The organism is Streptomyces termitum, from assembly GCF_014650175.1.
Classification (GTDB): domain Bacteria; phylum Actinomycetota; class Actinomycetes; order Streptomycetales; family Streptomycetaceae; genus Streptomyces; species Streptomyces termitum.
On the sequence record NZ_BMUL01000005.1, the window covers coordinates 99,122 to 123,141 of the forward strand.

Genomic DNA, 24,020 nt, shown 5'->3' on the forward strand with positions numbered 1-24,020 from the left:
TAAATGGAGGGCGGGGTGGCACCGTGGATCTGGCGCTGAGCGAGGAGCAGCGGGACGTCCGGCGGCTCGCCGAGGACTTCGTCGCCCGCGAGGTCGCCCCGCACGCCGTCGCGTGGGACCGCGCCGAGGAGGTGGACCGGGGCATCGTGCGGAAGCTCGGCGCGGTCGGCTTCCTCGGCCTCACCGTCCCCGAGGAGTACGGCGGCGCGGGCGGCGACCACCTCGCGTACTGCCTGGTCACCGAGGAGCTGGGGCGCGGCGACTCCTCCGTGCGCGGCATCGTCTCCGTCTCCCTCGGCCTGGTCGCCAAGACGGTCGCCGCCTGGGGCACCGAGGAGCAGAAGCGCGCCTGGCTGCCCCGGCTCTGCTCCGGCGAGGCCCTCGGCTGCTTCGGCCTCACCGAGCCCGGCACCGGCTCCGACGCCGGGAACCTCGCCACCCGCGCCGTCCGCGACGGCGGCGACTACGTCATCGACGGCGTCAAGACCTTCATCACCAACGGCACCTGGGCCGACGTCGTCCTGCTCTTCGCCCGCACCAACGACGCCCCCGGCCACCGGGGCGTCTCCGCCTTCCTGGTCCCCGCCGACGCCCCCGGCCTCACCCGCCGCCCCCTCCACGGCAAGCTCGGCCTGCGTGGCCAGGCCACCGCCGAACTCTCCCTGGCGGGCGTGCGCGTCCCCGCCTCCGCGATGCTCGGCCCCGAGGGCAAGGGCTTCTCCGTCGCCATGTCCGCCCTCGCCAAGGGCCGCATGTCGGTCGCCGCCGGCTGCGTCGGCATCGCCCGGGCGGCCCTCGACGCGGCCGTCCGCTACGCGGGGCAGCGCGAGCAGTTCGGCCGCCCCATCGCCTCGTACCAGCTCGTCCAGGAACTCCTCAGCGACATCGCCGTCGACGTGGAGGCCGCCCGGCTGCTGACCTGGCGGGTCGCCGACCTGATCGACCGGGGCGAGGAGTTCGCCACCGCCGCCTCCCAGGCGAAGCTGTACGCCTCCGAGGCCGCCGTCCGCTGCGCCAACAACGCCCTCCAGGTCTTCGGCGGCTACGGTTACATCGACGAGTACCCGGTCGGCAAGCTGCTGCGGGACGCCCGCGTGATGACCCTCTACGAGGGCACCAGCCAGATCCAGAAGCTCATCATCGGCCGCGCGCTCACCGGAGTCTCCGCCTTCTGAGCCCTCCGGGGGCCGCGGCCCCCGGTCCGGTCCGTGAGTCCCGGGGCCCAGCCGGGGTGAGTATCCGCACGGATGTGGCACCCGCCACACGGCCGGATCCTGGCGGCATGAGTGAGTCACAGGTCAAGCAGCAGAACACCGGCGCCTACCACACCCAGGCCGTCGCCTCCTTCGCGATCGCCCTGGCGGCCGTCTCCGTCGGGGTCTACCAGCTGGAGGCGAGCGGCTGGGTGCGCGCCTTCCTCGCCGTCTCCGTCCTCTACCTCACCACCTCGGCCTTCACCCTGGCCAAGGTGGTCCGCGACCGGCAGGAGACCGACCGGATCGTCAGCCGCGTCGACCAGGCCCGCCTGGAGAAGCTCCTGGCCGAGCACGACCCCTTCCAGCAGAAGCTCTGAGCCCCCACGCTCTCTAAGCGCTTGCTCAGCTTCGTTGTATGGTGTTCGTCCTGACCGGTCCGAGGAGGAGTGTGGGATGAGCGCGGCGGAGCAGACGCCCGGCGGCGAGGACGCGTCCTGGGACGAGGTCGTGCCCGAGGCCGCCCGGAGGCTGCTGGTCGCGGCCGTCGAGGCGTTCGCCGAACGCGGCTACCACGCCACCACCACCCGTGACATCGCCGGCCGCGCCGGCATGAGCCCGGCCGCGCTCTACATCCACTACAAGACCAAGGAAGAGCTGCTCCACCGGATCAGCCGGATCGGCCACGACAAGGCCCTGGAGATCCTGCGGGCCGCCGAGCTGCGGGAGGCGGGCGCCGCCGACCGGCTCGCCGACGCCGTCCGCTCCTTCGTCCGCTGGCACGCGGAGCACCACACCACCGCCCGGGTCGTCCAGTACGAGCTGGACGCGCTCGGCCCCGAGCACCGCGCCGAGATCGTGGAGCTGCGCCGCGAGACCGACGCGACCGTGTGCCGGATCATCGAGGAGGGCGTGGCCGCCGGGGAGTTCGACGTCGCGGACGCGCCCGGCACCACCGTCGCCGTGCTCTCCCTCTGCATCGACGTGGCCCGCTGGTTCAACCCCCGGGGCCGCCGCACCCCCGACGAGGTCGGCGCCCTCTACGCCGACCTCGTGCTCCGCATGGTGGGGTACGGCCCCCGAGGGGTTCAGAAGTAGTAGCGGGAGACCGACTCGGCGACGCAGACCGGCTTGTCGCCGCCCTCGCGCTCCACCGTCACCTTCGCGGTGACCTGCACCCCGCCGCCGGCCTCCTCCACCTTCGTCAGGACCGCCGTGGCGCGCAGTCGCGAGCCCACCGGCACCGGCGCGGGGAAACGGACCTTCTCCGTGCCGTAGTTGAGGCCCATCTGCATGCCCTCGACGCGCAGCACCTGCGGGACGAACAGCGGCAGCAGCGAGAGGGTCAGGTAGCCGTGCGCGATGGTCGAGCCGAAGGGGCCGGAGGCGGCGCGCTCGGGGTCCACGTGGATCCACTGGTGATCGCCGGTGGCGTCGGCGAAGAGGTCGATCCGCTTCTGGTCGACCTCCAGCCAGTCGCTGTGCCCCAGCTGCTCGCCGACCCCCGCGCGCAGCTCCTCGGCGGAGGTGAAGATCCTCGGCTCGGCCATCTCCCTGGTCCCTTCTCGTACGGCATACCCGGCGGTCTGTGTCTAAGCGCTTGCTCAGCATGTGGGGTGGGGATGGCCCTGTCAACGGACCACTAGGGTTCGCGGGGTGCCGCAGATTCCAGAGAAGATCCACGAACTGACCGTCGGCCAGCTCTCCGCCCGCAGCGGCGCGGCCGTCTCCGCCCTCCACTTCTACGAGACCAAGGGCCTCATCAGCAGCACGCGCACCCCGGGCAACCAGCGCAGATACGGGCGTGACGCCCTGCGCAGGGTCGCCTTCATCCGCGCCGCCCAGCGCGTCGGCATCCCCCTCGCCACCATCCGCGAGGCCCTCTCCTCCCTCCCGGAGGAGCGCACGCCGACCCGCGAGGACTGGGCGCGGATCTCCGCCGCGTGGCGCGCCGAGCTCGATGGCCGCATCCAGCAGCTCGGCCGGCTGCGCGACCACTTGACGGACTGCATCGGCTGCGGCTGCCTTTCTCTGGAGACCTGCGTGCTCTCCAACCCCGACGACGTCGTGGGCGAGACCATGGCCGGCTCCCGGCTGCTCCCCATCCGCTTCCCCGTGGACGAAGGGACGGACGACCGGACGGACGAACAGACGGGCGAACCGGCGGGCGAACCGGCATGCGAGCCGGTGTGCGAGCAGGCGGGTTAGCCGGGCGTACGCGTCCGCGGGCCGGCCGGTGAAGAGGGAGGCGGGCCGGTGCCCGGACGGCGGGGGCCGTCGCGCCGGGCCGCCCCGGTGTCAGGCCGCCGACACCAGGGGGCGGCCGTGCGCCTCCCGCGCGCGGGCCAGGACGCGGGGGGTGAGGACCGCCCGGGGCACCTCCACCCCGCAGTCCCCGCACACCGGCCCGTACCACTCCTCCCCGGAGCCGCCGCCCCAGGCGATCCGCGTCCCCGCGCAGACCGGGCACTCCTCGGCCGGGCCGCGCCCGAGGGCCGCCACGAGCCGCCGCACCACCACGGGCAGCGGGTCCTTCGGGTGTACGGCCGGATCGCCGCACCGCACCACCCCGTTGCCGCCCCACACGTCCCGGTGCCAGTCGTCCAGGGCCGCCAGACCGCGCAGACCGCCGTGCTTCTCGCGCCGCCGCCGGGCCGCGAACTCCTCCTCGTACGCGAGCCAGACCGCCCGCGCCTCCTCCAGTTCCTCCAGCGCGGCCACCAGCCGCGCCGGGTCCAGCTCCCGGTCCTCGGGGCCGAACCCGTGCCTGACGCACAGGTGGTCCCAGGTCGCCCGGTGCCCGTACGGGGCGAACCGCTCCAGGCACTTGCGCAGCGAGTACCTGCGCAGTGCGGTGTCGCAGTCGGGGTCGCGCACCTGTCTCGCGAGACTCCGGAAACCGGCCATGCCCGCCACCTCCGTCGCTGTTGCTTCGCGCATCCGCGGTATCAGAGGGACGAACGAAGGGGCCGCCGCGTTCCGGGAAGATGCGGAACTGATCCTTCCGAAGGGGGAGGAGGATCGGCGGCACCGGGGCTCACCGGTACAGCAGGTGCTCCCGCCGCACCGCCCGGAAGGCCGCCAGATCCTCGGCCCAGGAACCCGTCACCTCGTCGGTGCCGGCGCCCGCGTCGATCAGCGTGCGGACCCGGGTGGACCCGGTCAGCCGGTCGATCCAGTGGTCGGGCCGCCAGGCGAAGCCGGACCAGGAGCGGCGGGCGGTCACCAGGAGCCCGATGCCGGTCCGCACCGGATCGAAGACCTCCCGGTCGTGGACGTGCAGCTGCACCCCGCCGGCCGTCCGCCCCTGGAACTTGGAGAAGACCGGCGCGAAGTACGCCTCCCGGAAGCGGACCCCGGGCAGCTCCAGGGCGTTCGCCGCCTCCGCCCAGCGGTGGTCGATCCCCTCCGCGCCGAGGAGCTCGAACGGCCGGGTGGTGCCCCGCCCCTCGGAGAGGTTGGTGCCCTCGAAGAGACAGGTCCCGGAGTACACCAGCGCGGTCTCAGGCGTCGGCATGTTCGGGCTCGGCGGCACCCACGGCAGCCCGGTGGCGTCGAAGAAGTCCGCCCGCCGCCACCCCGTCATCCGGACCGTCTCCAGCTCCACCGGCCGCTCCAGGAAGGCGGCGTTGAACAGCAGCGCCAGCTCCGCGACCGTCATCCCGTGCGCCTGGGCGATCGGCTCGCGGCCCACGAAGGTCGCGAACTCCCGCTCCAGGACCGGCCCGAGGGCCGCCCGGCCGCTCACCGGGTTCGGCCGGTCCAGGACCACGAACCGCTTCCCGGCCAGCTCCGCCGCCACCATGCAGTCGTACAGCGTCCAGATGTACGTGTAGAAGCGGGCGCCCGCGTCCTGGATGTCGAAGACGACGGTGTCCACCCCGGAGGCGGTGAAGACATCGGCCAGCGCCCGCCCGCTCTTGAGGTACGTGTCGTACACCGGGAGCCCGGTCGCCGGGTCGTCGTACCGGCCCTCCGAACCGCCCGCCTGCGCGGTGCCCCGGAAGCCGTGCTCGGGGCCGAAGACGGCCACCAGGTCCACCCGCCCGTCGGCGTGCATGACGTCGACCAGGTGCCGGGCGTCGGCGGTGATCCCGGTCGGGTTGGTGACCACCCCGACCCGCTCGCCGGCGAGCGCGGCGTACCCGTCCGCCGCCAGCCGGTCGAAACCGGTCCGCACGCGCGCGTGCCCCCGCCCCGGCCCCGGATCGGCGGCGGCCGGGGCGGCCGTCACGGCCAGGGCCCCTCCCGCGGCCAGCAGACTCCGACGCGACAGCTCCGAACGCCTCATGGGTGACATGGGCACGCAGGCTAGCGCCCCGGGAGGCCCGGGGGAACGAGGCGTGCGGAGACCGGCGCCGACCGGTCCGGGGCTTCCGCCCGCGCATACCGACCGGTTAGTCTGCCCCGCGGCCGCCGGAACCGCCCCGGCCGGGGCGGCCCGGCCCGCCCCGACCCCTGGAGGGACCCATGACCGCGGGCACGCACGAGATCCGGGGCGCCGGAGTCGTCGTCACCGGAGCGGGCGGCGGCATCGGCGCCGCCCTGGCCCGCCGCTTCGCCGCCGAGGGCGCCCGCGTCGTCGTCAACGACCTCGACGCCGCGCGCGCGAAGGCCGTCGCGGCGGAGATCGGCGCCGTCGCCGTCCCCGGCGACGCCTCCGTGGTCGTCGACGAGGCCCGCGCCGCCCTCGGCGGCACCGTCGACGTCTGGTGCGCCAACGCCGGACTCGCCTCTCCCGGCGACGCCTGTGCCGACGAGGACGTCTGGGCCGCCGCCTGGGACGTCAACGTCATGGCCCACGTCCGCGCCGCCCGCGCCCTGCTCCCCGACTGGCTGGAGCGCGGCACCGGCCGCTTCGTCTCCACCGTCTCGGCCGCCGGCCTGCTCACCATGATCGGCGCGGCCCCGTACAGCGTCTCCAAGCACGGCGCGTACGCCTTCGCCGAATGGCTCTCCCTCACCTACCGCCACCGCGGCCTCAAGGTCCACGCCATCTGCCCGCAGGGCGTGCGCACCGACATGCTCGCCGCCTCCGGCTCCGCCGGCGACCTCGTCCTCGCCCCCACCGCCATCGAGCCCGGGGCCGTCGCCGACGCCCTCCTCGACGCCATGGCCGCCGACCGCTTCCTCGTCCTCCCGCACCCCGAGGTCGCCGGTTTCCACCGGGCCCGCGCGCAGGACCCCGAGCGCTGGCTGAGCGGCATGAACCGGCTCCAGCGGAGCTGGGAGGCGGGCGCGCGGTAGCGCACCCGGCGGCGGATGGGAAGATCTACCGAGGGAACCCCCGGCCGCACCGGCCGGGGACGGCGAGCAGGAGGACGACGGAGCATGGCCAGGACGACGGACGCGGAGGGTGCTTCCCCCGTCCCCCAGAGGCTCCTCGCCGCCGCCACCCGGCTCTTCGCCGAGCAGGGCTACGACCGCACCTCCGTGCAGGAGATCGTCGAGGCGGCCGGTGTCACCAAGGGCGCCCTCTACCACTACTTCGGCTCCAAGGAGGACCTCCTCCAGGAGGTCTACGCGCGCGTGCTGCGGCTCCAGCAGGAGCGGCTCGACGCCTTCGCGGGCGCCGACGCGCCGGTCGAGGAGCGGCTGCGGTCCGCCGCCGCCGACGTCGTCGTCACCACCATCGACAACCTCGACGACGCCTCGATCTTCTTCCGCTCCATGCACCACCTCAGCCCGGAGAAGAACAAGCAGGTCCGCGCCGAGCGCCGCCGCTACCACGAGCGCTTCCGCGCCCTGGTCGAGGAGGGCCAGCGGGCGGGCGTCTTCTCCGCCGCCACCCCCGCCGACCTGGTCGTCGACTACCACTTCGGCTCGGTGCACCACCTGTCGACCTGGTACCGCCCCGACGGCCCGATGGCCCCGCAGCAGGTCGCCGACCACCTCGCCGACCTCCTGCTGCGGGCCCTGCGCCCCTGACCCGTCAGAGGTAGCGCTTCAGCTCGCGGCGGGCCAGCGACCGCTGGTGCACCTCGTCCGGGCCGTCCGCCAGCCGCAGCGTCCGCGCCGCCGCCCACAGCTCGGCCAGCGGGAAGTCCTGCGAGACACCGCCCGCGCCGTGCGCCTGCACCGCCTTGTCGACGATGTCGACCACCGCGCGCGGGGTGGCGATCTTGATGGCCTGGATCTCGGTGTGGGCGCCCTTGTTGCCGACGGTGTCCATCAGCCAGGCCGTCTTCAGGACCAGGAGCCGCAGCTGCTCGATGGTCACCCGGGCGTCCGCGATCCAGTTCTGCACCACGCCCTGCTGGGCGAGCGCCTTGCCGAAGGCCGTACGGGAGACGGCGCGGCGGCAGGTCAGCTCCAGGGCCCGCTCGGCCATGCCGATCAGCCGCATGCAGTGGTGGATGCGGCCGGGCCCGAGGCGCGCCTGCGCGATGGCGAAGCCGTCGCCCTCCCCGCCGATCAGGTGCGACGCCGGGACCCGCGCGTCCTCGAAGAGCACCTCGGCGTGGCCGCCGTGGTAGTGGTCCTCGTAGCCGTACACCCGCATCGCCCGGCGCACGGTGACGCCCGGGGTGTCGCGCGGGACGAGGAGCATCGACTGCTGGCGGCGGACGTCGGCGCCGTCGGGGTCGGTCTTGCCCATCACGATGAAGATCTCGCAGTCGGGGTGCATCGCCCCGGAGATGTACCACTTGCGGCCGTCGACCACGTACGCGTCCCCGTCCCGCCGGATGCGGGTCTCGATGTTGGTCGCGTCGGAGGAGGCCACCTCGGGCTCGGTCATCGCGAAGGCGGACCGGATCCCGCCCGCGAGCAGCGGCTCCAGCCACCGCTTCTTCTGCGCCTCGTCGCCGAACTGGGCGAGCAGCTCCATGTTCCCGGTGTCGGGGGCGGCGCAGTTGAGGGCGGTCGGGGCGAGCTGGGGGCTGCGGCCGGTGATCTCGGCGAGCGGCGCGTACTGGAGGTTCGTCAGCCCGGCCCCGTACTCCTCGTCCGGCAGGAAGAGGTTCCACAGGCCCTGCCGCCTGGCCTCGGCCTTCAGTCCCGCGACCACCGGCGGCTCGTCCCACGGGGAGGCGAGCGCGGCCCGCTGCTCCTCGGCGACGGCCTCGGCCGGGTAGACGTGCGCGTCCATGAAGGCGAGCAGCTTCCCGCGCAGCTCCTCGGTGCGGGCGTCGTAGGCGAAGTCCATGGCGGTTCAGCCCTCCTGAAGGGTGGTCAGGCCGTGCTCGATGAAGACCGGGACCAGCTCGCCGATGCGGTCGAAGCCGGCGCCGACGGTCTGCCCGAGGGTGTAGCGGTAGTGGATGCCCTCCAGGATCACGGCGAGCTTGAACCAGGCGAAGGCCGTGTACCAGGAGAGGGCGGAGACGTCCCGGCCGGAGCGGGCCGCGTACCGCTCGGCCAGCTCGGCGGCGGCGGGGTGGCCGGCGGCGGTCGCGGTCGTCGAGATCGGCGAGCCGGGCAGGTCCAGCGGGGTGCTGTACATGACCAGGAGGCCGAGGTCGGTGAGCGGGTCGCCGAGGGTGGACATCTCCCAGTCGAGGACGGCCCTGATCCGGTCGTCGTCGCCGACCAGGGCGTTGTCGAGGCGGTAGTCGCCGTGCACGACGGCCGGCGCGGGGGAGCCGGGCAGCGCGCGGCCGAGGGCGGCGTGCAGCTCCTCGACGCCGGGCAGCTCGCGGCCCCGGGAGGCGGCGAGCTGCTTGCCCCAGCGGCGCAGCTGCCGGTCGAGGAAGCCCTCCGGCCGCCCGAAGTCCGCGAGACCGGCCTCCGCCGGGTCCACGGCGTGCAGGTCGACGAGGGTGTCGACCAGGCCGAGGACGGCGGCGCGGGTCCGCTCCGGGCCCAGCGGCGCGAGCTGGGAGGCCGAGCGGTACGGGGTCCCCTCGACGAACTCCATCACGTAGAACGGCGCGCCGAGCACCTCCTCGTCCTCGCAGAGCAGCACCGTCCCCGGCACCGGTACGGCGCTCGGGCCGAGGGCGGTGATCACCCGGTGCTCCCGCCGCATGTCGTGCGCGGTGGCCAGCACGTGGCCGAGCGGCGGGCGGCGCACCACCCATCGGCCGGTGCCGTCGGTGACGGCGTACGTGAGGTTCGAACGGCCGCCCTCGATCAGCCGTGCCTCCAGGGGGCCGGCGACCAGGCCCGGCCGCTCGCGGTCCAGATGGCGGCGGAGCCGCTCGGGGTCGAGGCCGGGCGGCGGGGGAGCGGGGCTCATGGGGCGTACCTCCGGTGGGGCGACGGGTCGGCGTTCATGATGACCGACCAGTCGGTATGTCGTCCAGAGGGGCTCTCCGAGGGGTCTCTCCAGAGGGGCCCTCCGGGGGTCTCTCCCGGGGACCGGAAGAGGAGCCGGGGCGGGCGGCCTCGCCGGGGGCACGGGAAAGGGGCCCGGGACGCTCCCCGGACCCCTTCCCGCACCCGCGTACGGCTCAGGCGTGGCAGGCCACCGGCCGGCCGCCGTTCATCGCCGCCATGTCGCCGAAGACCGCCACCGGGTCGAGCGGATGCCCCTCCGGCAGCCCGTCCAGCTCCGCGTACGCCCGGTGCAGATTGGCCACCAGGCGCTCGCTCTCCCGCCAGGCGCCGAAGTCGCCGAGCTCCGCCCGGCGCGCGGTCTCCAGCGGCGGATCGCCCTGGGCGTGCCCCTCGGCCGCCAGCTCCCGCACCCACCGCAGATACCGCTCGGTCGCGTCGTAGGCCGACGGGTCGGTCACCGGCCCGTGCCCCGGCACCACCCGCTCCGCGTCCAGCGACCGCAGCACGTCGAGGGCGCGCAGCGACCCGGCCAGCGAGCCCATCGGCAGGAACGGCGTCCCGCCCTGGAAGACCAGGTCGCCGGTGAAGACCACCCCGGCCTCCGGCAGGTGCACGATCGAGTCGCCCGTGGTGTGCGCGGCACCCGGGTGCAGCACCCGCACCTCGAACCCGCCGGCGTACAGCGTCAGGCGGTCGCGGTAGGTGAGGTCCGGCGGCGTGATCTCGACCCGGCCGAAGTCGGTCCCCGGCCACAGCAGGTGCAGCTGGTGCCCGGCGTCGAGCTGCTCGGACCGGCAGTTCTCGTGCCCGACGATCCGGGCCTCCGGCCGGAACACGCCGTTGCCGTAGGTGTGGTCGCCGTGGTGGTGGGTGTTCACGATCGTGCGGGGCAGCGGCAGCCCCTCGGCGAGCACCGCCTCGCGCAGCAGCAGGGCGCGCCGCTCGGTGGCGGTCGTGTCGACGAGCAGGGACTCGTCCGCGTCGCCGAGGAAGCCGGCGTTGTTCAGGCACCAGCCCCCGTCGGGCTGGACGTAGGCGTGGACGCGCGGCGCGAGCGCGACCACGTACGGATCGGTGGCAGGCACGGTGGTTCCCCCCGGAAGACGAAGATCGAACGGACAGGGCGAAGCCTGCCATCCGGCGGCCCGCCCGGTGGCCGGAATCCGACGACGGACCGGCCCGGGGCCCGCCTGGCCGTGCCCCGCTTGCGCGGTCCTCCGACCCCGCCGAGGGTCGAGGCATGAAGGCGATCAGCTACCGCCGGTACGGCGGCCCCGAGGTCCTGGAGTACGGCGAGCTGCCCGACCCGAAGGTCGGCCCGGACGAGGTCCTCGTCCGGGTCCGGGCGGCGGCCGTCAACCCGGTCGACTGGAAGGCGCAGGCCGGATACCTGGACGGCATGTTCGAGACGGTCTTCCCGGTCGTCCCCGGCTGGGACGTGTCGGGCGTCGTCGTCCGGCCCGGCGTCTCCGTCACCGAGTTCGCCGAGGGCGACGAGGTCATGGGGTACGTCCGGGAGGACTTCCTCTGCCACGGGACCTTCGCCGAGTACGTCGCCGCGCCGATCCGCACCCTGGCCCGCAAGCCGCGCGCGTACTCCTTCGAGGAGGCGGCCGGACTGCCGCTGGCCGGGCTCACCGCCTACCAGTCGCTGCACACCGCGCTCGGGGTGCGCCCCGGCGAGACCGTCCTGGTGCTCGCGGCGGCCGGCGGGGTCGGCTCCCTGGCCGTGCAGATCGCCCGGCACCTCGGCTGCCGGGTCCTCGGGGCGGCCCGCGCGTCCGGCCGCGACCGGGTGGCGGAGCTGGGCGCCGAGCCGGTCGACCTCGACGAGGAGACCTTCACCCGCCGGGTCCGGGAGCTGGCCCCGGACGGCGTCCACGCGGTCCTCGACACCCTCGGCGGGCCCTTCCTCCCGCACGCGGCCCGGCTGCTCGCGCCCGGCGGACGGCTCGCCTCGATCGCCGACGGCGAGGTGCTGGCGCTCGGCGGCCGCTACTACTGGGTCCGGCCGGACGCCGCCGACCTGGCCGCGCTCGCCGACCTCGCCGACGAGGGCGTCCTGACCGTCCGGGTGGACCGCACCTTCCCGCTGGAGCAGACCGCCGAGGCCCAGCGCGCCAACGCCGCGGGCGGCCTCCACGGCAAGGTCGTCGTCACCGTCCCCTGAGGGCCCCCGGCCTCACCAGATCAGCGCCGCCCCGCACACCGCCAGCGCGACCGTGCACCCGGCCGCGATCAGCGCGCCCCGGTGCGAGAGGACGCGCGGGCGGGGGGTGTCCAGGGAGCGGATGCGCCGGTGCGCGACCGCGAGGAAGCCGATCCACAGCAGCGCGGAGAGGGCCAGCCCGGTCATCCCCGCCGCCGTCGCGCCGTCGAGCAGGGCCAGCTTGATGCCGAGCACCGCCACGACCGTGCACGACAGGGTCGTCCGCCGCCACGCCAGCCGGGTCCGCTCCGGCTGGAGCCCGGGATCGCGCGCCCCGGCGCCGGACGCGGCCACTAGCCGGCCCGGCCGAAGACCACGAGCACCACCATCGCGACGGCCACCACGGCCACGGTGAGGCTCAGCACGGCCGGGAAGCGGGAGACCGGCAGGTCCTCGCCCCGCCGCATGGCCCGCTCGCAGCGGATCCAGTGGTTGACCGCGCGCAGCGCGCACAGCACACCGGCCGCGAGCAGGGCGAGCGAGAGCCCGACCCGGACCGCCCAGCGCAGGTCCGGCAGGAACTGGTCGACGGCGAAGCCGCCGCCGATGAGCGCGAGCGCGGTGCGGATCCAGGCGAGGAAGGTCCGCTCGTTGGCGAGGGAGAAGCGGTAGTCGGGGGTCTCGCCCTCGTCCCGGATCCGCCGCGGGGCGAACCACAGCCGCAGACTCTGTACGAAATCGCTCACGCCCGAACCCTAACGGCCGAGGTGCGCCACCAGGCGGTCATGCGCGGCGAGCCCGTCCGGGACCCACTCCCACGCTTCCGGCCCGTCGTCCGAGAGCCGTTCGCGCAGCTCGTCCGGGGTGAGGAAGGCGTGCCAGGCGACCTCCTCGGCCTGCGGCCGCACGGGCGGGTCGCAGCGGACCTCGTAGACGGCGGACCACCACTTCCCGGCCACGCCGCCGGAGTCGTACAGGAACTTGAGGACGAACTCGGGCCGGGGCAGCCCCGAGACGCCCAGCTCCTCCTCGGCCTCGCGCAGCGCCGCGTCGTCATAGGACTCGCCGGCGGCGACGACCCCGCCGACGAACGGGTCGTACATCGACGGGAAGAGCAGTTTGCCGGCGGTCCTGCGGTGGACGAAGAACCGGCCCTCCGCGTCCCGGACCCGGACGAAGACGCAGCGGTGGACCAGGCCCCGCGCGTACACCTCGCCGCGCGGGGCCCGTCCGACCACCCGGTCCCGCTCGTCGACGACGTCGTGCATCTCCTCGGAGGCGTTCATGCCCCCATGAAAGCACCGGCGCCGGACGGGACTACTGCCCCATGACGTACTTGACCGTCGGGCCGGTGGTCCAGCCGCCGTCGACGGCCAGCTCGGCGCCGGTCACGTACGAGGCGGCGTCGGAGAGCAGGAAGACCACCGCACCGGCGATCTCGTCGGCCTCGCCGACCCGCCCCATCGGCGTGTTGGGGTAGTTGCCCTCACCGCGCCGGATGCCGACCGAGGCGGTCATCGGGGTGTACGTCATGCCCGGGTGGACCGAGTTGACCCGGATCCCCGCGGTGCCCAGCTCGACCGCGCCGATCTTCGTCAGGCCGCGCACGCCCCACTTGGAGGCGCCGTAGCCGGCGGTCAGCGCGAGGCCCATCAGTCCGGCCGCCGAGGAGATGTTGACGATGGAGCCGCCGCCGGCCTCCCGCATCGCCGGGATCGCGGTCCGCATGCCGATGAAGACGCCGGTGAGGTTGATGTCGAGGACCTTGCGGAAGTGCTCGACGGACTCGGACTCCAGCAGGGTGCCGGTGGAGATGCCGGCGTTGTTCACCAGGCCGTGCAGACCGCCGAACTCGGCGACGGCGAAGGCGACGGCCGCCGCCCACTCCTCCTCGGAGGTGACGTCGTGGTGGAAGAACCGGGCGCGGTCGCCGAGGGACTCGGCGGTGGCCCGGCCGTCCTCGTCGAGCACGTCGGTGATGACCACGCGGGCGCCGGAGGCCACGGCGAGGCGGGCCGCCTCGGCGCCCAGGCCGCGCGCTCCGCCGGTGATGAGGACGGTCTTGCCGGTGAGGTCGTTCATGAGGGGGGTCCTTTCGGGGTGGTGCCGTCGCCTTCTCAGGCGCCCCGGGGCCGCGGGGCCCCGAGGAGTGCGGTGGTGGTTTCGACCAGGTCGGCCAGGAACAGCGGCTCGTCGATGAGCGGCTCGACCCCGTCGAGGTACTGCCGGGCGCGGTCGGCGAAGGCCGCGCCGACGACGGTGAGCGCCAGGTCGAGGCGCTCCCGGAGCAGCGGCCCGGGCAGCCCGCCGTCGGCCAGCCGGGCGGCGATCCGCTCGATCAGCGCCCAGTAGGCGGTCCCGGCGAGGGTGGGGTGGGGGGCGCCGGTGCGCACGCCGCTCTCGTGGCTGAGCTGCGCGGAGACCCGCAGGCAGCGGCGGCCCCGGTCGGTGCGCAGCTCGCTCGCCTCGGCGGTGACCAGTGCCGTGACCAGTGTCCGGACGTCCTCGTCGGCCTCGCGGGGCAGGGCCCGCAGGACCCGCTCGGTGCGCTCCTGGCGGCCGGCCATGACGGCGTCCAGGAGCCCGGCGCGGGAGCCGAAGTGGTACTGGACGGCGGAGGGGTTGGCCTGTCCGGCGAGCCGGGTGATGTCCCGCAGCTGTGCCCCGTCGACGCCCCGGGAAGCGAAGAGCTCCTCCGCCGCGCGAATGAGCTTCTCCCGGGTCTCGGGTCCTGACGTCCTTGCCATGCCCCCATATTAATGCCCGACATTAGAAAACGGGAGGGGGTGAGGGCGCCGGAACGGTTGACTCGATACATCCGTGTATCCAAGATGCGGTCCATGCCCTACGACGCCGATGTGATCGTGATCGGGGCCGGCCTCGCCGGTCTCGTCGCCACCGCCGAACTGGTCGACGCCGGCCGCTCCGTGATCCTCCTGGACCAGGAGCCCGAGCAGTCCCTCGGCGGCCAGGCCCACTGGTCCTTCGGCGGCCTCTTCCTGGTCGACTCGCCCGAGCAGCGCCGGCTGCGCGTGAAGGACAGCCACGCCCTCGCCCTCCAGGACTGGATGGGCACCGCCGGCTTCGACCGCCCCGAGGACGCGTGGGCCCGCCGCTGGGCGGAGGCGTACGTCGACTTCGCCGCCGGCGAGAAGCGCGCCTGGCTGCACGCGCGCGGGGTCCGCTTCTTCCCCGTCGTCGGCTGGGCCGAGCGCGGCGGCTACGACGCCACCGGCCACGGCAACTCGGTGCCCCGCTTCCACATCACCTGGGGTACGGGCCCCGGCCTCGTCGCCCCCTTCGAGCGCACGGTCCGCGAGGGCGTCGCCCGCGGGCTCGTCACCTTCCGCTTCCGCCACCGCGTCACCGCCCTCGGCCGTACCGCCGGCGTCCTCGACACCGTCTCCGGCGAGATCCTGGAGCCCTCCGACGCCCCGCGCGGCACCGCCAGCGGCCGTACCGCCACCGGCTCCTTCGCCCTGCGCGCCCAGGCCGTGATCGTCACCACCGGCGGCATCGGCGGCAACCACGACCTGGTCCGCGCCCAGTGGCCCGCCCGCCTCGGCACCCCGCCCGCGAAGCTGCTCTCCGGCGTCCCCGCCCACGTCGACGGCCTGATGCTCGGCATCGCCGAGCGGGCCGGCGCCCACCACGTCAACCGCGACCGGATGTGGCACTACACGGAGGGCATCGAGAACTGGGACCCGATCTGGGCCCGGCACGGCATCCGCATCCTGCCCGGCCCCTCCTCCCTCTGGCTCGACGCCACCGGCCGACGGCTCCCCGTTCCGCTCTTCCCCGGCTTCGACACCCTCGGCACCCTCGACCACATCATGCGCACCGGCCACGACCACACCTGGTTCGTGCTCGACCAGCGGATCATCGGCAAGGAGTTCGCCCTCTCCGGCTCCGAGCAGAACCCCGACCTCACCGGCAAGTCCGTCCGGGGCGTCCTCGGCCGCGCCCGCGCCGACGTCCCCGCCCCCGTGAAGGCGTTCATGGACCGGGGCGCCGACTTCGTCGTCGAGAAGGACCTCGCCGCCCTGGTGCGGGGCATGAACCGGATCACCGGCCTCGACCTGATCGACGAGGACGCGCTGCGCCGCGAGGTCACCGCCCGCGACCGCGAGGTCGCCAACCCCTTCACCAAGGACCTCCAGATCACCGCGATCCGGGGCGCCCGCGGCTACCTCGGCGACCGGCTGATCCGCACCGCCGCCCCGCACCGCATCCTCGACCCCGCCGCCGGCCCGCTGATCGCCGTCCGCCTCAACATCCTCACCCGCAAGTCCCTCGGCGGCCTCCAGACCGACCTCTCCTCCCGGGTCCTCACCGAGACGGGCGAACCCCTCCCCGGCCTCTACGCGGCGGGCGAGGCGGCCGGCTTCGGCGGCGGCGGCGTCCATGGCTACCGCTCCCTGGAGGGCACCTTCCTGGGCGGCTGTATCTTCTCCGGGCGCGCGGCCGGACGGGCCGCCGCGAAGGCCGTGGCCTGAGCAAGCCGCCCGGAAGCCTCCCGGGACAGGAGGGAAAGGCCCCGGACGACGCCGGAAGGGCCCCGGGGACACGCCCCGGGGCCCTTCGCGGACGACCGCCGCCCCGCTACATCACCAGCGACAGCAGCAGCACGAAGACGATGCCGACGACCGAGATGATCGTCTCCATCACCGACCAGGTCTTCACCGTCTGGCCGACGTCCATCCCGAAGTACTCCTTCACCAGCCAGAACCCGGCGTCGTTCACATGGCTGAAGAAGAGCGAACCGGCACCGATCGCCAGCACCAGCAGCGCCGTCTCCCCGGTGGACATGCCGGCCGCCAGCGGCGCCACCAGCCCCGCCGCCGAGATCGTCGCGACCGTCGCCGAACCGGTGGCGAGCCGGATGGCGACCGCGATCAGCCAGGCCAGCAGCAGGGCCGGGATCGACCAGTTCTTGGAGAAGTCCAGGATCATCTGGCCGACGCCGATGTCGATGAGGGTCTGCTTGAAGCCGCCGCCCGCGCCGACGATCAGCAGCACGCCCGCGATCGGCGCCAGCGACTTCTCGACCGTCGAGGAGAGCCGCTCCTTGCCGAAGCCGGCCGCCCGGCCCAGCGTGAACAGGGCCACTATCACGGCGGCGAGCAGCGCGATCAGCGGCGAGCCGATGACGTCGGTGACCTTCTGCACCCCGTTCTCGGGGTCGTCCACGACGATGTCGACGAGCGCCTTCACCAGCATCAGGACCACCGGCAGCAGCACGGTGGCGACGGTGGCGCCGAAGCCGGGGCGCTTCTCCAGGTCGGCCGAGGGCCGCTCCGGGATCATTCGCTCGGGCGCCTGGATGTCCACCCAGCGGGCGGCATACCGGGAGAACAGCGGACCGGCGATGATCACCGTCGGGATCGCGACGACCAGGCCCAGGGCGAGGGTGACGCCCAGATTGGCGCCGACGGCGTCGATCGCGACCAGCGGCCCGGGGTGCGGCGGGATCAGCCCGTGCATCACCGACAGGCCGGCGAGGGCCGGGATGCCGATCCGCATCAGCGAGTAGTTGCCGCGCTTGGCGACCATGAGGACCACCGGGATCAGCAGCACGATGCCGACCTCGAAGAAGAGGGGCAGCCCGATCACCGAGGCGATCAGGACCATCGCCCAGGGCATGGCGCCCTTCCGGGTCCGGGCCAGGATCGTGTCGACGATCTGGTCGGCGCCGCCCGAGTCAGCGAGCAGCTTGCCGAGGATCGCGCCGAGCGCGATCAGCACGCCCACCCCGGCCACGGTGCTGCCGAGGCCGGCGGTGAAGGACTTGATGGTGTCGGCCAGCGGGGCACCGGCGAACGCGCCGAGCGCGAGCGAGCCGATGGTCAGGGCCAGGAACGCGTGCAGCTTGAACCGGGTGATGAGCAGGACGATGACGGCGATGCCGGCGAGGACGGCGATGCCCAGCTGGGCGTTGCCCGCCGAAGTGATCGGCTCGACGGCGTCCGCTGCCAGGGTCTCGACGCTGAGACTGGTCACGGTGGGTCCCTTGGGGGTTGAAGGGGGCAGGAAAAAAGGGGGGACGGGGGTACGGGACGCGGGGGAGGGCTCAGCCGCGGGCGCCGCGCAGCGCGGCCACCGCGCGGGCCGCGATCTCCTCCGGCGTCCCGGAGACGTCGACGGCGACGCCGAGCTCGTCCTCCTCCAGCGGCTGGAGGGTGGCGAACTGCGAATCGAGCAGCGCGGTGGGCATGAAGTGCCCCTTGCGCGCGGCCATCCGGGCCTCGATGAGCGCCCGCTCGCCGGTCAGGTGCAGGAAGACGACCCCGGGCGCGGCGGCCCGCAGCCGGTCGCGGTAGACCCGCTTGAGCGCGGAGCTGCTGACCACTCCGCCGTGCCCGGCCCGGCCGTGCGCCCAGGCGCCGATGGCGTCGAGCCACGGCCCCCGGTCGGCGTCGTCCAGCGGCACGCCGGCCGACATCTTGGCCACGTTGGCCGCCGGGTGGAAGTCGTCGCCCTCCGCGTACGGAAGGCCGAGCGCCCCGGCGACCAGCGGGCCGATCGTCGTCTTGCCCGTCCCGGCGACGCCCATGACGACGACGACCGGGGGAGCGGCGGGGTGGGGGGTGGTGCTCATGGGGGAGTGCCTCGCTGTCCTCTTCGACATCGGTGCCGTCCCGGCGCCGTCGCTGTCCTTGCGACACCGGTCCGTCGCGCTCATGAAACCCATTGGGTACGACGTATTCAAGAGTCTGTGACATAAAAGTCGTACTTTTAATTCCTGGATGTGATCACTCCGGCCGCCCCGCATAGGCTGGTCACCATGACGACACCGGCCCCGGGGCTCCACTCGCACGTGCTCGCCGCCCTGGGCCTGGCCATCACCGCCGGCGAGTACCCGCCCGGCACGGTCCTGCGCACCGACGAGCTGGCCCAGCGCTTCGACGTCTCCCGGACCGTCGTCCGTGAGGTCGTCCGCGTCCTGGAGTCCATGCGCCTGGTCGAGTCCCGCCGCCGGGTCGGCGTCACCGTCCAGCCCACCCCCAGCTGGAACGTCTACGACCCCCAGGTCATCCGCTGGCGCCTGGCCGGCGCCGACCGCCCCCGCCAGCTCCGCTCCCTCACCGTGCTCCGCTCCGCCGTCGAACCCGTCGCGGCCGGCCTCGCCGCCCTGCACGCCACCCCCGAGCAGTGCCGCGACCTCACCGAGCGGGCCCTCGGCATGGTCGCCACCTCGCGCGGACGCCAGCTCGACGCGTACCTCGTGCACGACGTCGCCTTCCACCGGATCGTCCTCGAAGCCTCCGGGAACGAGATGTTCGCCCGCCTCGGCGACGTCGTCGCCGAGGTCCTCACCGGCCGCACCCACCACCACGTCATGTTCGAGGACCCCGACCCGGCCGCCGTCACCCTCCACGTCCAGGTCGCCGAGGCCGTCCGCGAGCGCGACGCGGACCGCGCCGAGGCGCTCACCCGCGAGATCGCCGTCGGAGCCCTCCGGGAGCTCGACGTCCTCGCCCCCTGACCCCTCCCCGGCCACCGGCCCCCTCACGGGCGCGACCCTTCGGGGACTCGCCTTTTATCGGGAGATAGTGGTACGACAGGAGGCCCACAAGATCCGCTCGTCCGAAGGGAAGTCAGCGATGCCACAGCACGTGCGGGGGGTCATCGCCCCCGGTCGGAACGAGCCGGTGCGGGTCGAGACGATCGTCGTCCCCGACCCCGGCCCCGGCGAGGCCGTCGTCGCGATCCAGGCGTGCGGCGTCTGCCACACCGACCTCCACTACAAGCAGGGCGGGATCAACGACGAGTTCCCGTTCCTCCTCGGCCACGAGGCCGCCGGAATCGTCGAGTCCGTCGGCGCGGGCGTCACCGACGTCGCCCCCGGCGACTACGTGATCCTCAACTGGCGCGCCGTCTGCGGCCAGTGCCGCGCCTGCCGCCGGGGCCGCCCCTGGTACTGCTTCGACACCCACAACGCGAAGCAGCGGATGACCCTCCTCGACGGCACCGAGCTCTCCCCGGCCCTCGGCATCGGCGCCTTCGCCGAGAAGACCCTCGTCGCCGCCGGCCAGTGCACCAAGGTCGACCCCGCCGTCGCCCCCGAGATCGCCGGCCTCCTCGGCTGCGGCGTCATGGCAGGCATCGGCGCCGCGATCAACACCGGGAACGTCTCCCGGGGCGACACCGTCGCCGTCATCGGCTGCGGAGGCGTCGGCGACGCCGCGATCGTCGGCGCCCGGCTGGCCGGCGCCGCGAAGGTCATCGCCGTCGACATCGACGAGCGGAAGCTCGCCAAGGCGAAGGAGATGGGCGCCACCGACACCGTCGACTCCCGCGAGGGCGACCCCGTCGAGGCGATCCGCGCCCTCACCGGCGGCTTCGGCGCCGACGTCGTCATCGAGGCGGTCGGCCGCCCGGAGACGTACCGGCAGGCGTTCTACGCCCGCGACCTCGCCGGCACCGTCGTCCTCGTCGGCGTCCCCACCCCCGAGATGCGGCTCGAACTGCCGCTGCTCGACGTCTTCGGCCGGGGCGGCGCGCTCAAGTCCTCCTGGTACGGCGACTGCCTGCCGTCCCGCGACTTCCCCATGCTCATCGACCTCCACCGGCAGGGCCGCATCGACCTCGGCGCCTTCGTCACCGAGACCATCTCCCTCGACGAGATCGAGAAGGCGTTCGCCCGCATGCACGAGGGCGACGTGCTGCGCTCGGTGGTGGTGCTGTGATGACCGCCCGCGTCGACCACCTCGTCACCTCCGGCACCTTCAGCCTCGACGGCGGCACCTGGGACGTCGACAACAACGTCTGGATCGTCGGCGACGACACCGAGGCGATCGTCATCGACGCCGCCCACGACCCCGCCGCGATCCTCGCCGCCCTCGACGGCCGCGCCCTGCGCGCCATCGTCTGCACCCACGCCCACGACGACCACGTCGGCGCCGCCCCCGCGCTCGCCGCCGCCACCGGCGCCCGCGTCCTGCTGCACCCCGCCGACCAGCCGCTGTGGAAGCTCACCCACCCCGACCACAGCCCCGACGGCGAACTCGCCGACGGCCAGGTCCTCACCATCGCCGGCACCGACCTGACGGTCCTGCACACCCCCGGCCACGCCCCCGGCGCGATCTGCCTGTACGCCCCCGAACTGGGCACCGTCTTCACCGGCGACACCCTCTTCCAGGGCGGCCCCGGCGCCACCGGCCGGTCCTTCTCGGACTTCCCCACGATCGTCGACTCGATCCGCGGGAAGCTGCTCACCCTGCCGCCCGAGACGGTGGTCCGCACCGGCCACGGCGACTCCACCACCATCGGCGCGGAGGCCCCGCACCTCCAGGAGTGGATCAGCCGAGGCCACTGAGCGAGAGCCGGCTCTCGAACCGCCGCTCCCCGCCCGTGAACGGGTCGGAGAACTCCAGCGTCCGCGCCAGCAGCTGCAACGGCCGCCCGAAGTCCTCCGGCCCGTCCTCCCGCACCACCGGGAAGAGCGGGTCGTGCAGGATCGGCAGCCCCAGCGCGTTCATGTGCACCCGCAGCTGGTGCGTCCGCCCCGTCTCCGGCTCCAGCCGGTACCGCCCCCGCCCGCCCCGCCGCTCCACCAGCGCGATCCGGCTCACCGCGTTCGGCTCGCCCGGCACCTCCCGCGCCGCGAGCACCCCGCGCTCCTTCTCGATCCGGCTGCGCACCGTCACCGGCAGCGCCACCCCCGGGTCGTACGCCGCCACCGCCTCGTACCCCTTGCGCACCCGCCGCTCCTTGAACAGCACCTGGTACGCCCCCCGGTCCTCCGGCCGCACCACGAACAGCACCAGCCCCGCCGTCAGCCGGTCCAGCCGGTGCGCGGGCTGGAGGAACGGCAGCCCGTGCTCCTCGCGCAGCCGCGCCAGCGCCGTCTGCGCCACGTGCCGTCCGCGCGGCACCGTCGCCAGGAAGTGCGGCTTGTCCGCCACCAGGATCCGCTCGTCGCGGTACACCACCCCGATCCCGAACGGCACCGGCTCCTCCACCGGGAGATCCCGGTGGAACCACAGCCACCGCCCCGCCTCGTACGGCTCCGAGGCCACCGCCGCCCGCCCGTCGGCCCCGACGAAGCGCCCCTCCGCCAGCATCGCCCCGACCCGCTCCGCGCCCACGGCCGCCCCGTACCGCCCGAGCAGGAAATCCCCCACGGTCGCCCAGGAGCCCTCCGCGCCGCCCGGCAGCCTGACCCGCACCGGATCGACCCCGCCCCGCTGGGGCAGCGGCGCGGCCGGCACCCTCTTCCTCCGCACCGCTCCGCCTCACCTCGTCCGCACCGGCCCCGCGCGCGACCGCGCACACGAGAAAGTCCCGGTCGAGAGACTCGACCGGGACTTCTTCTGGTGTCCGAGGGGGGACTTGAACCCCCACGCCCGATAAAGGGCACTAGCACCTCAAGCTAGCGCGTCTGCCATTCCGCCACCCGGACAGGGTGTGTGTCTCGCGGCCCTGGGCCGTTCCGACGAGGAAAACCATAGCAAACATTCGGAGTGGTCGATCACCACCTTCCCGCCCGCCCCGCGCACACCGCCCGCCCCGCCCGCCCCTCCGGTCTCGGCATGTGACAGCGGTGTGTCGGCGGGTGGACGCCCTTGCGCCTCCGGGGCGGCGGCGCGGGAGGATGGGGAGCGACCCCGCCGGCAGGCACGTGGGGCACGGAGTGGGAGGAAGCAGCGTGAGCGAGTCGAACACCGGCCGGACCGTCTCGGGTGAGGACGAGGTCGTCGACCTGTGCCGGGACCTCATCCGCATCGACACCAGCAACTACGGCGACCACTCCGGTCCGGGCGAGCGGGCGGCGGCCGAGTACGTCGCCGAGAAGCTCGCCGAGGTCGGCCTCGAACCGAGGATCATCGAGTCGCACAAGGGCCGCGCCTCCACCGTCGCCCGCATCGAGGGCGAGGACCCCTCCCGCCCGGCGCTCCTCATCCACGGCCACACCGACGTCGTCCCGGCCAACGCCGAGGACTGGACCCACCACCCCTTCTCCGGCGAGATCGCCGACGGCTGCGTCTGGGGCCGGGGCGCCGTCGACATGAAGGACATGGACGCGATGACCCTCGCGGTCGTCCGCGACCGGCTGCGCAGCGGCCGCAAGCCCCCGCGCGACATCGTCCTCGCCTTCCTCGCCGACGAGGAGGCCGGCGGCACCTACGGCGCCCGCCACCTGGTCGACCACCACCGCGACCTCTTCGACGGCGTCACCGAGGCGATCGGCGAGGTCGGCGGCTTCTCGTTCACCGTCAACGAGAACCTGCGGCTCTACCTGGTCGAGACCGCCCAGAAGGGCATGCACTGGATGCGCCTCACCGTCGAGGGCACGGCCGGTCATGGCTCGATGACCAACGACGACAACGCCATCACCGAACTCTGCGAGGCCGTCGGCCGGCTCGGCCGCCACCAGTGGCCGGTGCGCGTCACCAAGACCGTCCGCAGCTTCCTCGACGAGCTCTCGGACGCCCTCGGCACCCCGCTCGACCCCGAGGACATGGACGGCACCCTCGCCAAGCTCGGCGGCATCGCCAAGATGGTCGGCGCCACCCTGCGCAACTCCGCCGCCCCCACCATGCTCGGCGCGGGCTACAAGGTGAACGTGATCCCCGGCCAGGCCACCGCTCACGTCGACGGCCGCTTCCTGCCCGGCTACGAGCAGGAGTTCCTCGCCGACCTCGACCGGATCCTCGGCCCGCGCGTGAAGCGCGAGGACGTGCACGGCGACCGGGCCCTGGAGACCAGCTTCGACGGCGCCCTCGTCGACGCCATGCAGGTCGCCCTGCGCGCCGAGGACCCGATCGCCCGCGCCGTGCCGTACATGCTCTCCGGCGGCACCGACGCCAAGTCCTTCGACGACCTCGGCATCCGCTGCTTCGGCTTCGCGCCGCTCCAGCTCCCGCCGGAGCTCGACTTCGCCGGCATGTTCCACGGCGTCGACGAGCGGGTCCCGGTCGACGGCCTGAAGTTCGGCGTCCGCGTCCTGGACCGCTTCCTCGACGCCTGCTGACCCCCCCGCCCGGCCGGGGCGGCACCGGAGGCGACGGGCGGACGGAAATCGTCCGCCCGTCCCACCGCTGACCGGAAAGAGTGAATGCGCCCGGGGCCTCGTAGCCCCCTTCCCTCCCCCTCGTTACAGGAGATGCGGTCCGCGGCTGGGGCCGCACTTGTCAACTAGGAGGAATAATGATCAAGAAGGTCGTCGCTGCTGCGGCTGCCACGGGCGGTCTGGTTCTCGCTGGCGCGGGCATGGCCGTCGCCGACGCCGGTGCCCAGGGTGCGGCCATCGGTTCCCCCGGTGTCCTCTCGGGCAACGTCGTCCAGGTCCCGGTCCACGTGCCGGTGAACCTCTGCGGCAACACGGTCTCCGTGATCGGCCTGCTGAACCCCGCCTTCGGCAACACCTGCGTCAACGCCTGACGTTGTGTCCCGCCCCCTGAGGGGGTGAGCCGGTCCGGCCCCGGAGTGCGTGCCATGCACTCCGGGGCCGG

The 24,020-nt window shown here is 73.8% G+C and carries 27 protein-coding genes and 1 tRNA gene; 13 read left to right on the forward strand and 15 right to left on the reverse strand.

From position 1 onward, the window contains the following. Positions 1–23 precede the first annotated feature (23 nt). From IE219_RS11370 to IE219_RS11380, 3 genes are all read left to right on the forward strand, one after another. Positions 24–1,175 (forward strand): acyl-CoA dehydrogenase family protein, encoded by a 1,152-nt coding sequence (locus tag IE219_RS11370; protein ID WP_189976521.1) that lies wholly within the window; start codon positions 24–26, stop codon positions 1,173–1,175. A gap of 107 nt (positions 1,176–1,282) precedes the next feature. Further along, a complete protein-coding gene (locus IE219_RS11375; RefSeq protein ID WP_189976522.1) occupies positions 1,283–1,573 on the forward strand; it encodes a YiaA/YiaB family inner membrane protein in 291 nt (96 codons plus the stop codon). Positions 1,574–1,649: 76 nt separating this feature from the next. Then, the gene (locus tag IE219_RS11380) at positions 1,650–2,291 is read left to right on the forward strand and encodes a TetR/AcrR family transcriptional regulator (RefSeq protein ID WP_189976523.1); all 642 of its coding nucleotides are present in this window, start codon (positions 1,650–1,652) and stop codon (positions 2,289–2,291) included. Here the strand turns inward: IE219_RS11380 and IE219_RS11385 are convergent. Further along, the gene (locus IE219_RS11385) at positions 2,282–2,743 is read right to left on the reverse strand and encodes a MaoC family dehydratase (protein WP_189976524.1); all 462 of its coding nucleotides are present in this window, start codon (positions 2,741–2,743) and stop codon (positions 2,282–2,284) included. The genes IE219_RS11380 and IE219_RS11385 overlap by 10 nt on opposite strands. 106 nt (positions 2,744–2,849) lie before the next feature. On the opposite strand from IE219_RS11385, the gene soxR reads away from it, so the two are divergent. Continuing rightward, positions 2,850–3,401, forward strand: a complete 552-nt coding sequence (gene soxR, locus IE219_RS11390; RefSeq protein WP_189976525.1) for a redox-sensitive transcriptional activator SoxR — start codon at positions 2,850–2,852, stop codon at positions 3,399–3,401. 90 nt (positions 3,402–3,491) lie between these two features. Here soxR and IE219_RS11395 read toward each other — a convergent pair whose 3' ends face one another. Continuing rightward, a complete protein-coding gene (locus IE219_RS11395) occupies positions 3,492–4,100 on the reverse strand; it encodes a hypothetical protein (protein WP_189976798.1) in 609 nt (202 codons plus the stop codon). 130 nt (positions 4,101–4,230) lie between these two features. Continuing rightward, a complete protein-coding gene (locus IE219_RS11400; RefSeq protein WP_189976799.1) occupies positions 4,231–5,484 on the reverse strand; it encodes an exo-beta-N-acetylmuramidase NamZ family protein in 1,254 nt (417 codons plus the stop codon). Positions 5,485–5,663: 179 nt separating this feature from the next. Here IE219_RS11400 and IE219_RS11405 point away from each other — a divergent pair, with 179 nt between their 5' ends. Both IE219_RS11405 and IE219_RS11410 read left to right on the forward strand, forming a co-directional pair. Continuing rightward, positions 5,664–6,440, forward strand: coding sequence for an SDR family oxidoreductase (locus tag IE219_RS11405; RefSeq protein WP_189976526.1), 777 nt, complete (start codon positions 5,664–5,666; stop codon positions 6,438–6,440). Positions 6,441–6,524: 84 nt separating this feature from the next. Further along, positions 6,525–7,121 (forward strand): TetR/AcrR family transcriptional regulator, encoded by a 597-nt coding sequence (locus tag IE219_RS11410; RefSeq protein WP_189976527.1) that lies wholly within the window; start codon positions 6,525–6,527, stop codon positions 7,119–7,121. A gap of 4 nt (positions 7,122–7,125) precedes the next feature. Here IE219_RS11410 and IE219_RS11415 read toward each other — a convergent pair whose 3' ends face one another. From IE219_RS11415 to IE219_RS11425, 3 genes are all read right to left on the reverse strand, one after another. Next, complete coding sequence (locus IE219_RS11415; protein WP_189976528.1) at positions 7,126–8,340, reverse strand: acyl-CoA dehydrogenase family protein; 1,215 nt, start codon at positions 8,338–8,340, stop codon at positions 7,126–7,128. A 6-nt stretch (positions 8,341–8,346) separates the two neighbouring features. Next, positions 8,347–9,372, reverse strand: coding sequence for a phosphotransferase family protein (locus tag IE219_RS11420; protein ID WP_189976529.1), 1,026 nt, complete (start codon positions 9,370–9,372; stop codon positions 8,347–8,349). A 214-nt stretch (positions 9,373–9,586) separates the two neighbouring features. Further along, positions 9,587–10,498: an MBL fold metallo-hydrolase gene (locus IE219_RS11425; protein WP_189976530.1), complete on the reverse strand. Its 912-nt coding sequence runs from the start codon at positions 10,496–10,498 to the stop codon at positions 9,587–9,589. 155 nt (positions 10,499–10,653) lie between these two features. Here IE219_RS11425 and IE219_RS11430 point away from each other — a divergent pair, with 155 nt between their 5' ends. Further along, complete coding sequence (locus IE219_RS11430; protein WP_189976531.1) at positions 10,654–11,583, forward strand: NADP-dependent oxidoreductase; 930 nt, start codon at positions 10,654–10,656, stop codon at positions 11,581–11,583. Between the two features lie 12 nt (positions 11,584–11,595). Here the strand turns inward: IE219_RS11430 and IE219_RS11435 are convergent, their stop codons facing one another. The 5 genes from IE219_RS11435 to IE219_RS11455 are packed head-to-tail and all read right to left on the reverse strand — an operon-like array spanning position 11,596 to position 14,309. Continuing rightward, entirely contained in the window at positions 11,596–11,916 is a 321-nt protein-coding gene (locus IE219_RS11435) for a DUF202 domain-containing protein (RefSeq protein ID WP_189976532.1), read from the reverse strand. Continuing rightward, entirely contained in the window at positions 11,916–12,308 is a 393-nt protein-coding gene (locus IE219_RS11440; RefSeq protein ID WP_189976533.1) for a YidH family protein, read from the reverse strand. The genes IE219_RS11435 and IE219_RS11440 overlap by 1 nt, the downstream gene beginning before the upstream one ends. Before the next feature lie 9 nt (positions 12,309–12,317). Continuing rightward, positions 12,318–12,848 (reverse strand): NUDIX hydrolase, encoded by a 531-nt coding sequence (locus IE219_RS11445; RefSeq protein WP_189976534.1) that lies wholly within the window; start codon positions 12,846–12,848, stop codon positions 12,318–12,320. Between the two features lie 31 nt (positions 12,849–12,879). Continuing rightward, on the reverse strand, positions 12,880–13,644 hold the full coding sequence (locus IE219_RS11450) for a glucose 1-dehydrogenase (RefSeq protein WP_189976535.1): 765 nt from the start codon (positions 13,642–13,644) through the stop codon (positions 12,880–12,882). Between the two features lie 35 nt (positions 13,645–13,679). Next, positions 13,680–14,309 (reverse strand): TetR/AcrR family transcriptional regulator, encoded by a 630-nt coding sequence (locus tag IE219_RS11455; protein WP_189976536.1) that lies wholly within the window; start codon positions 14,307–14,309, stop codon positions 13,680–13,682. A gap of 93 nt (positions 14,310–14,402) precedes the next feature. Between IE219_RS11455 and IE219_RS11460 the strand changes: the two genes are divergently transcribed. Further along, positions 14,403–16,058 carry an FAD-binding dehydrogenase gene (locus IE219_RS11460; RefSeq protein ID WP_189976537.1) on the forward strand — a complete coding sequence of 552 codons (1,656 nt, stop codon included), beginning with the start codon at positions 14,403–14,405 and terminating at the stop codon, positions 16,056–16,058. A 106-nt stretch (positions 16,059–16,164) separates the two neighbouring features. Here IE219_RS11460 and IE219_RS11465 read toward each other — a convergent pair whose 3' ends face one another. Together IE219_RS11465 and IE219_RS11470 are read right to left on the reverse strand one after the other, a co-directional pair. Further along, complete coding sequence (locus IE219_RS11465) at positions 16,165–17,562, reverse strand: GntT/GntP/DsdX family permease (RefSeq protein ID WP_189976538.1); 1,398 nt, start codon at positions 17,560–17,562, stop codon at positions 16,165–16,167. 70 nt (positions 17,563–17,632) lie between these two features. Further along, positions 17,633–18,160: a gluconokinase gene (locus IE219_RS11470; protein ID WP_189976539.1), complete on the reverse strand. Its 528-nt coding sequence runs from the start codon at positions 18,158–18,160 to the stop codon at positions 17,633–17,635. 186 nt (positions 18,161–18,346) lie between these two features. On the opposite strand from IE219_RS11470, the gene IE219_RS11475 reads away from it, so the two are divergent. The 3 genes from IE219_RS11475 to IE219_RS11485 all read left to right on the forward strand — a co-directional run bounded on the left by IE219_RS11475 (position 18,347) and on the right by IE219_RS11485 (position 20,881). Continuing rightward, positions 18,347–19,048 (forward strand): FadR/GntR family transcriptional regulator, encoded by a 702-nt coding sequence (locus IE219_RS11475; protein WP_189976540.1) that lies wholly within the window; start codon positions 18,347–18,349, stop codon positions 19,046–19,048. A 118-nt stretch (positions 19,049–19,166) separates the two neighbouring features. Further along, positions 19,167–20,252, forward strand: a complete 1,086-nt coding sequence (locus IE219_RS11480) for an S-(hydroxymethyl)mycothiol dehydrogenase (protein ID WP_189976541.1) — start codon at positions 19,167–19,169, stop codon at positions 20,250–20,252. Further along, positions 20,252–20,881, forward strand: coding sequence for an MBL fold metallo-hydrolase (locus IE219_RS11485; RefSeq protein WP_189976542.1), 630 nt, complete (start codon positions 20,252–20,254; stop codon positions 20,879–20,881). Before IE219_RS11480 ends, IE219_RS11485 begins: the two co-directional genes overlap by 1 nt. Here the strand turns inward: IE219_RS11485 and IE219_RS11490 are convergent. Then, entirely contained in the window at positions 20,865–21,791 is a 927-nt protein-coding gene (locus IE219_RS11490; RefSeq protein WP_189976543.1) for a pseudouridine synthase, read from the reverse strand. The two genes, IE219_RS11485 and IE219_RS11490, sit on opposite strands and share 17 nt — an antisense overlap. An 88-nt stretch (positions 21,792–21,879) precedes the next feature. Further along, positions 21,880–21,967, reverse strand: a tRNA-Leu gene (locus IE219_RS11495). Positions 21,968–22,213: 246 nt separating this feature from the next. Here IE219_RS11495 and IE219_RS11500 point away from each other — a divergent pair. Beyond that, the gene (locus IE219_RS11500; protein WP_189976544.1) at positions 22,214–23,539 is read left to right on the forward strand and encodes a M20/M25/M40 family metallo-hydrolase; all 1,326 of its coding nucleotides are present in this window, start codon (positions 22,214–22,216) and stop codon (positions 23,537–23,539) included. Between the two features lie 176 nt (positions 23,540–23,715). Next, positions 23,716–23,949: a chaplin ChpH gene (chpH, locus tag IE219_RS11505; RefSeq protein ID WP_030218232.1), complete on the forward strand. Its 234-nt coding sequence runs from the start codon at positions 23,716–23,718 to the stop codon at positions 23,947–23,949. The last annotated feature ends 71 nt before the right edge of the window (positions 23,950–24,020 follow it).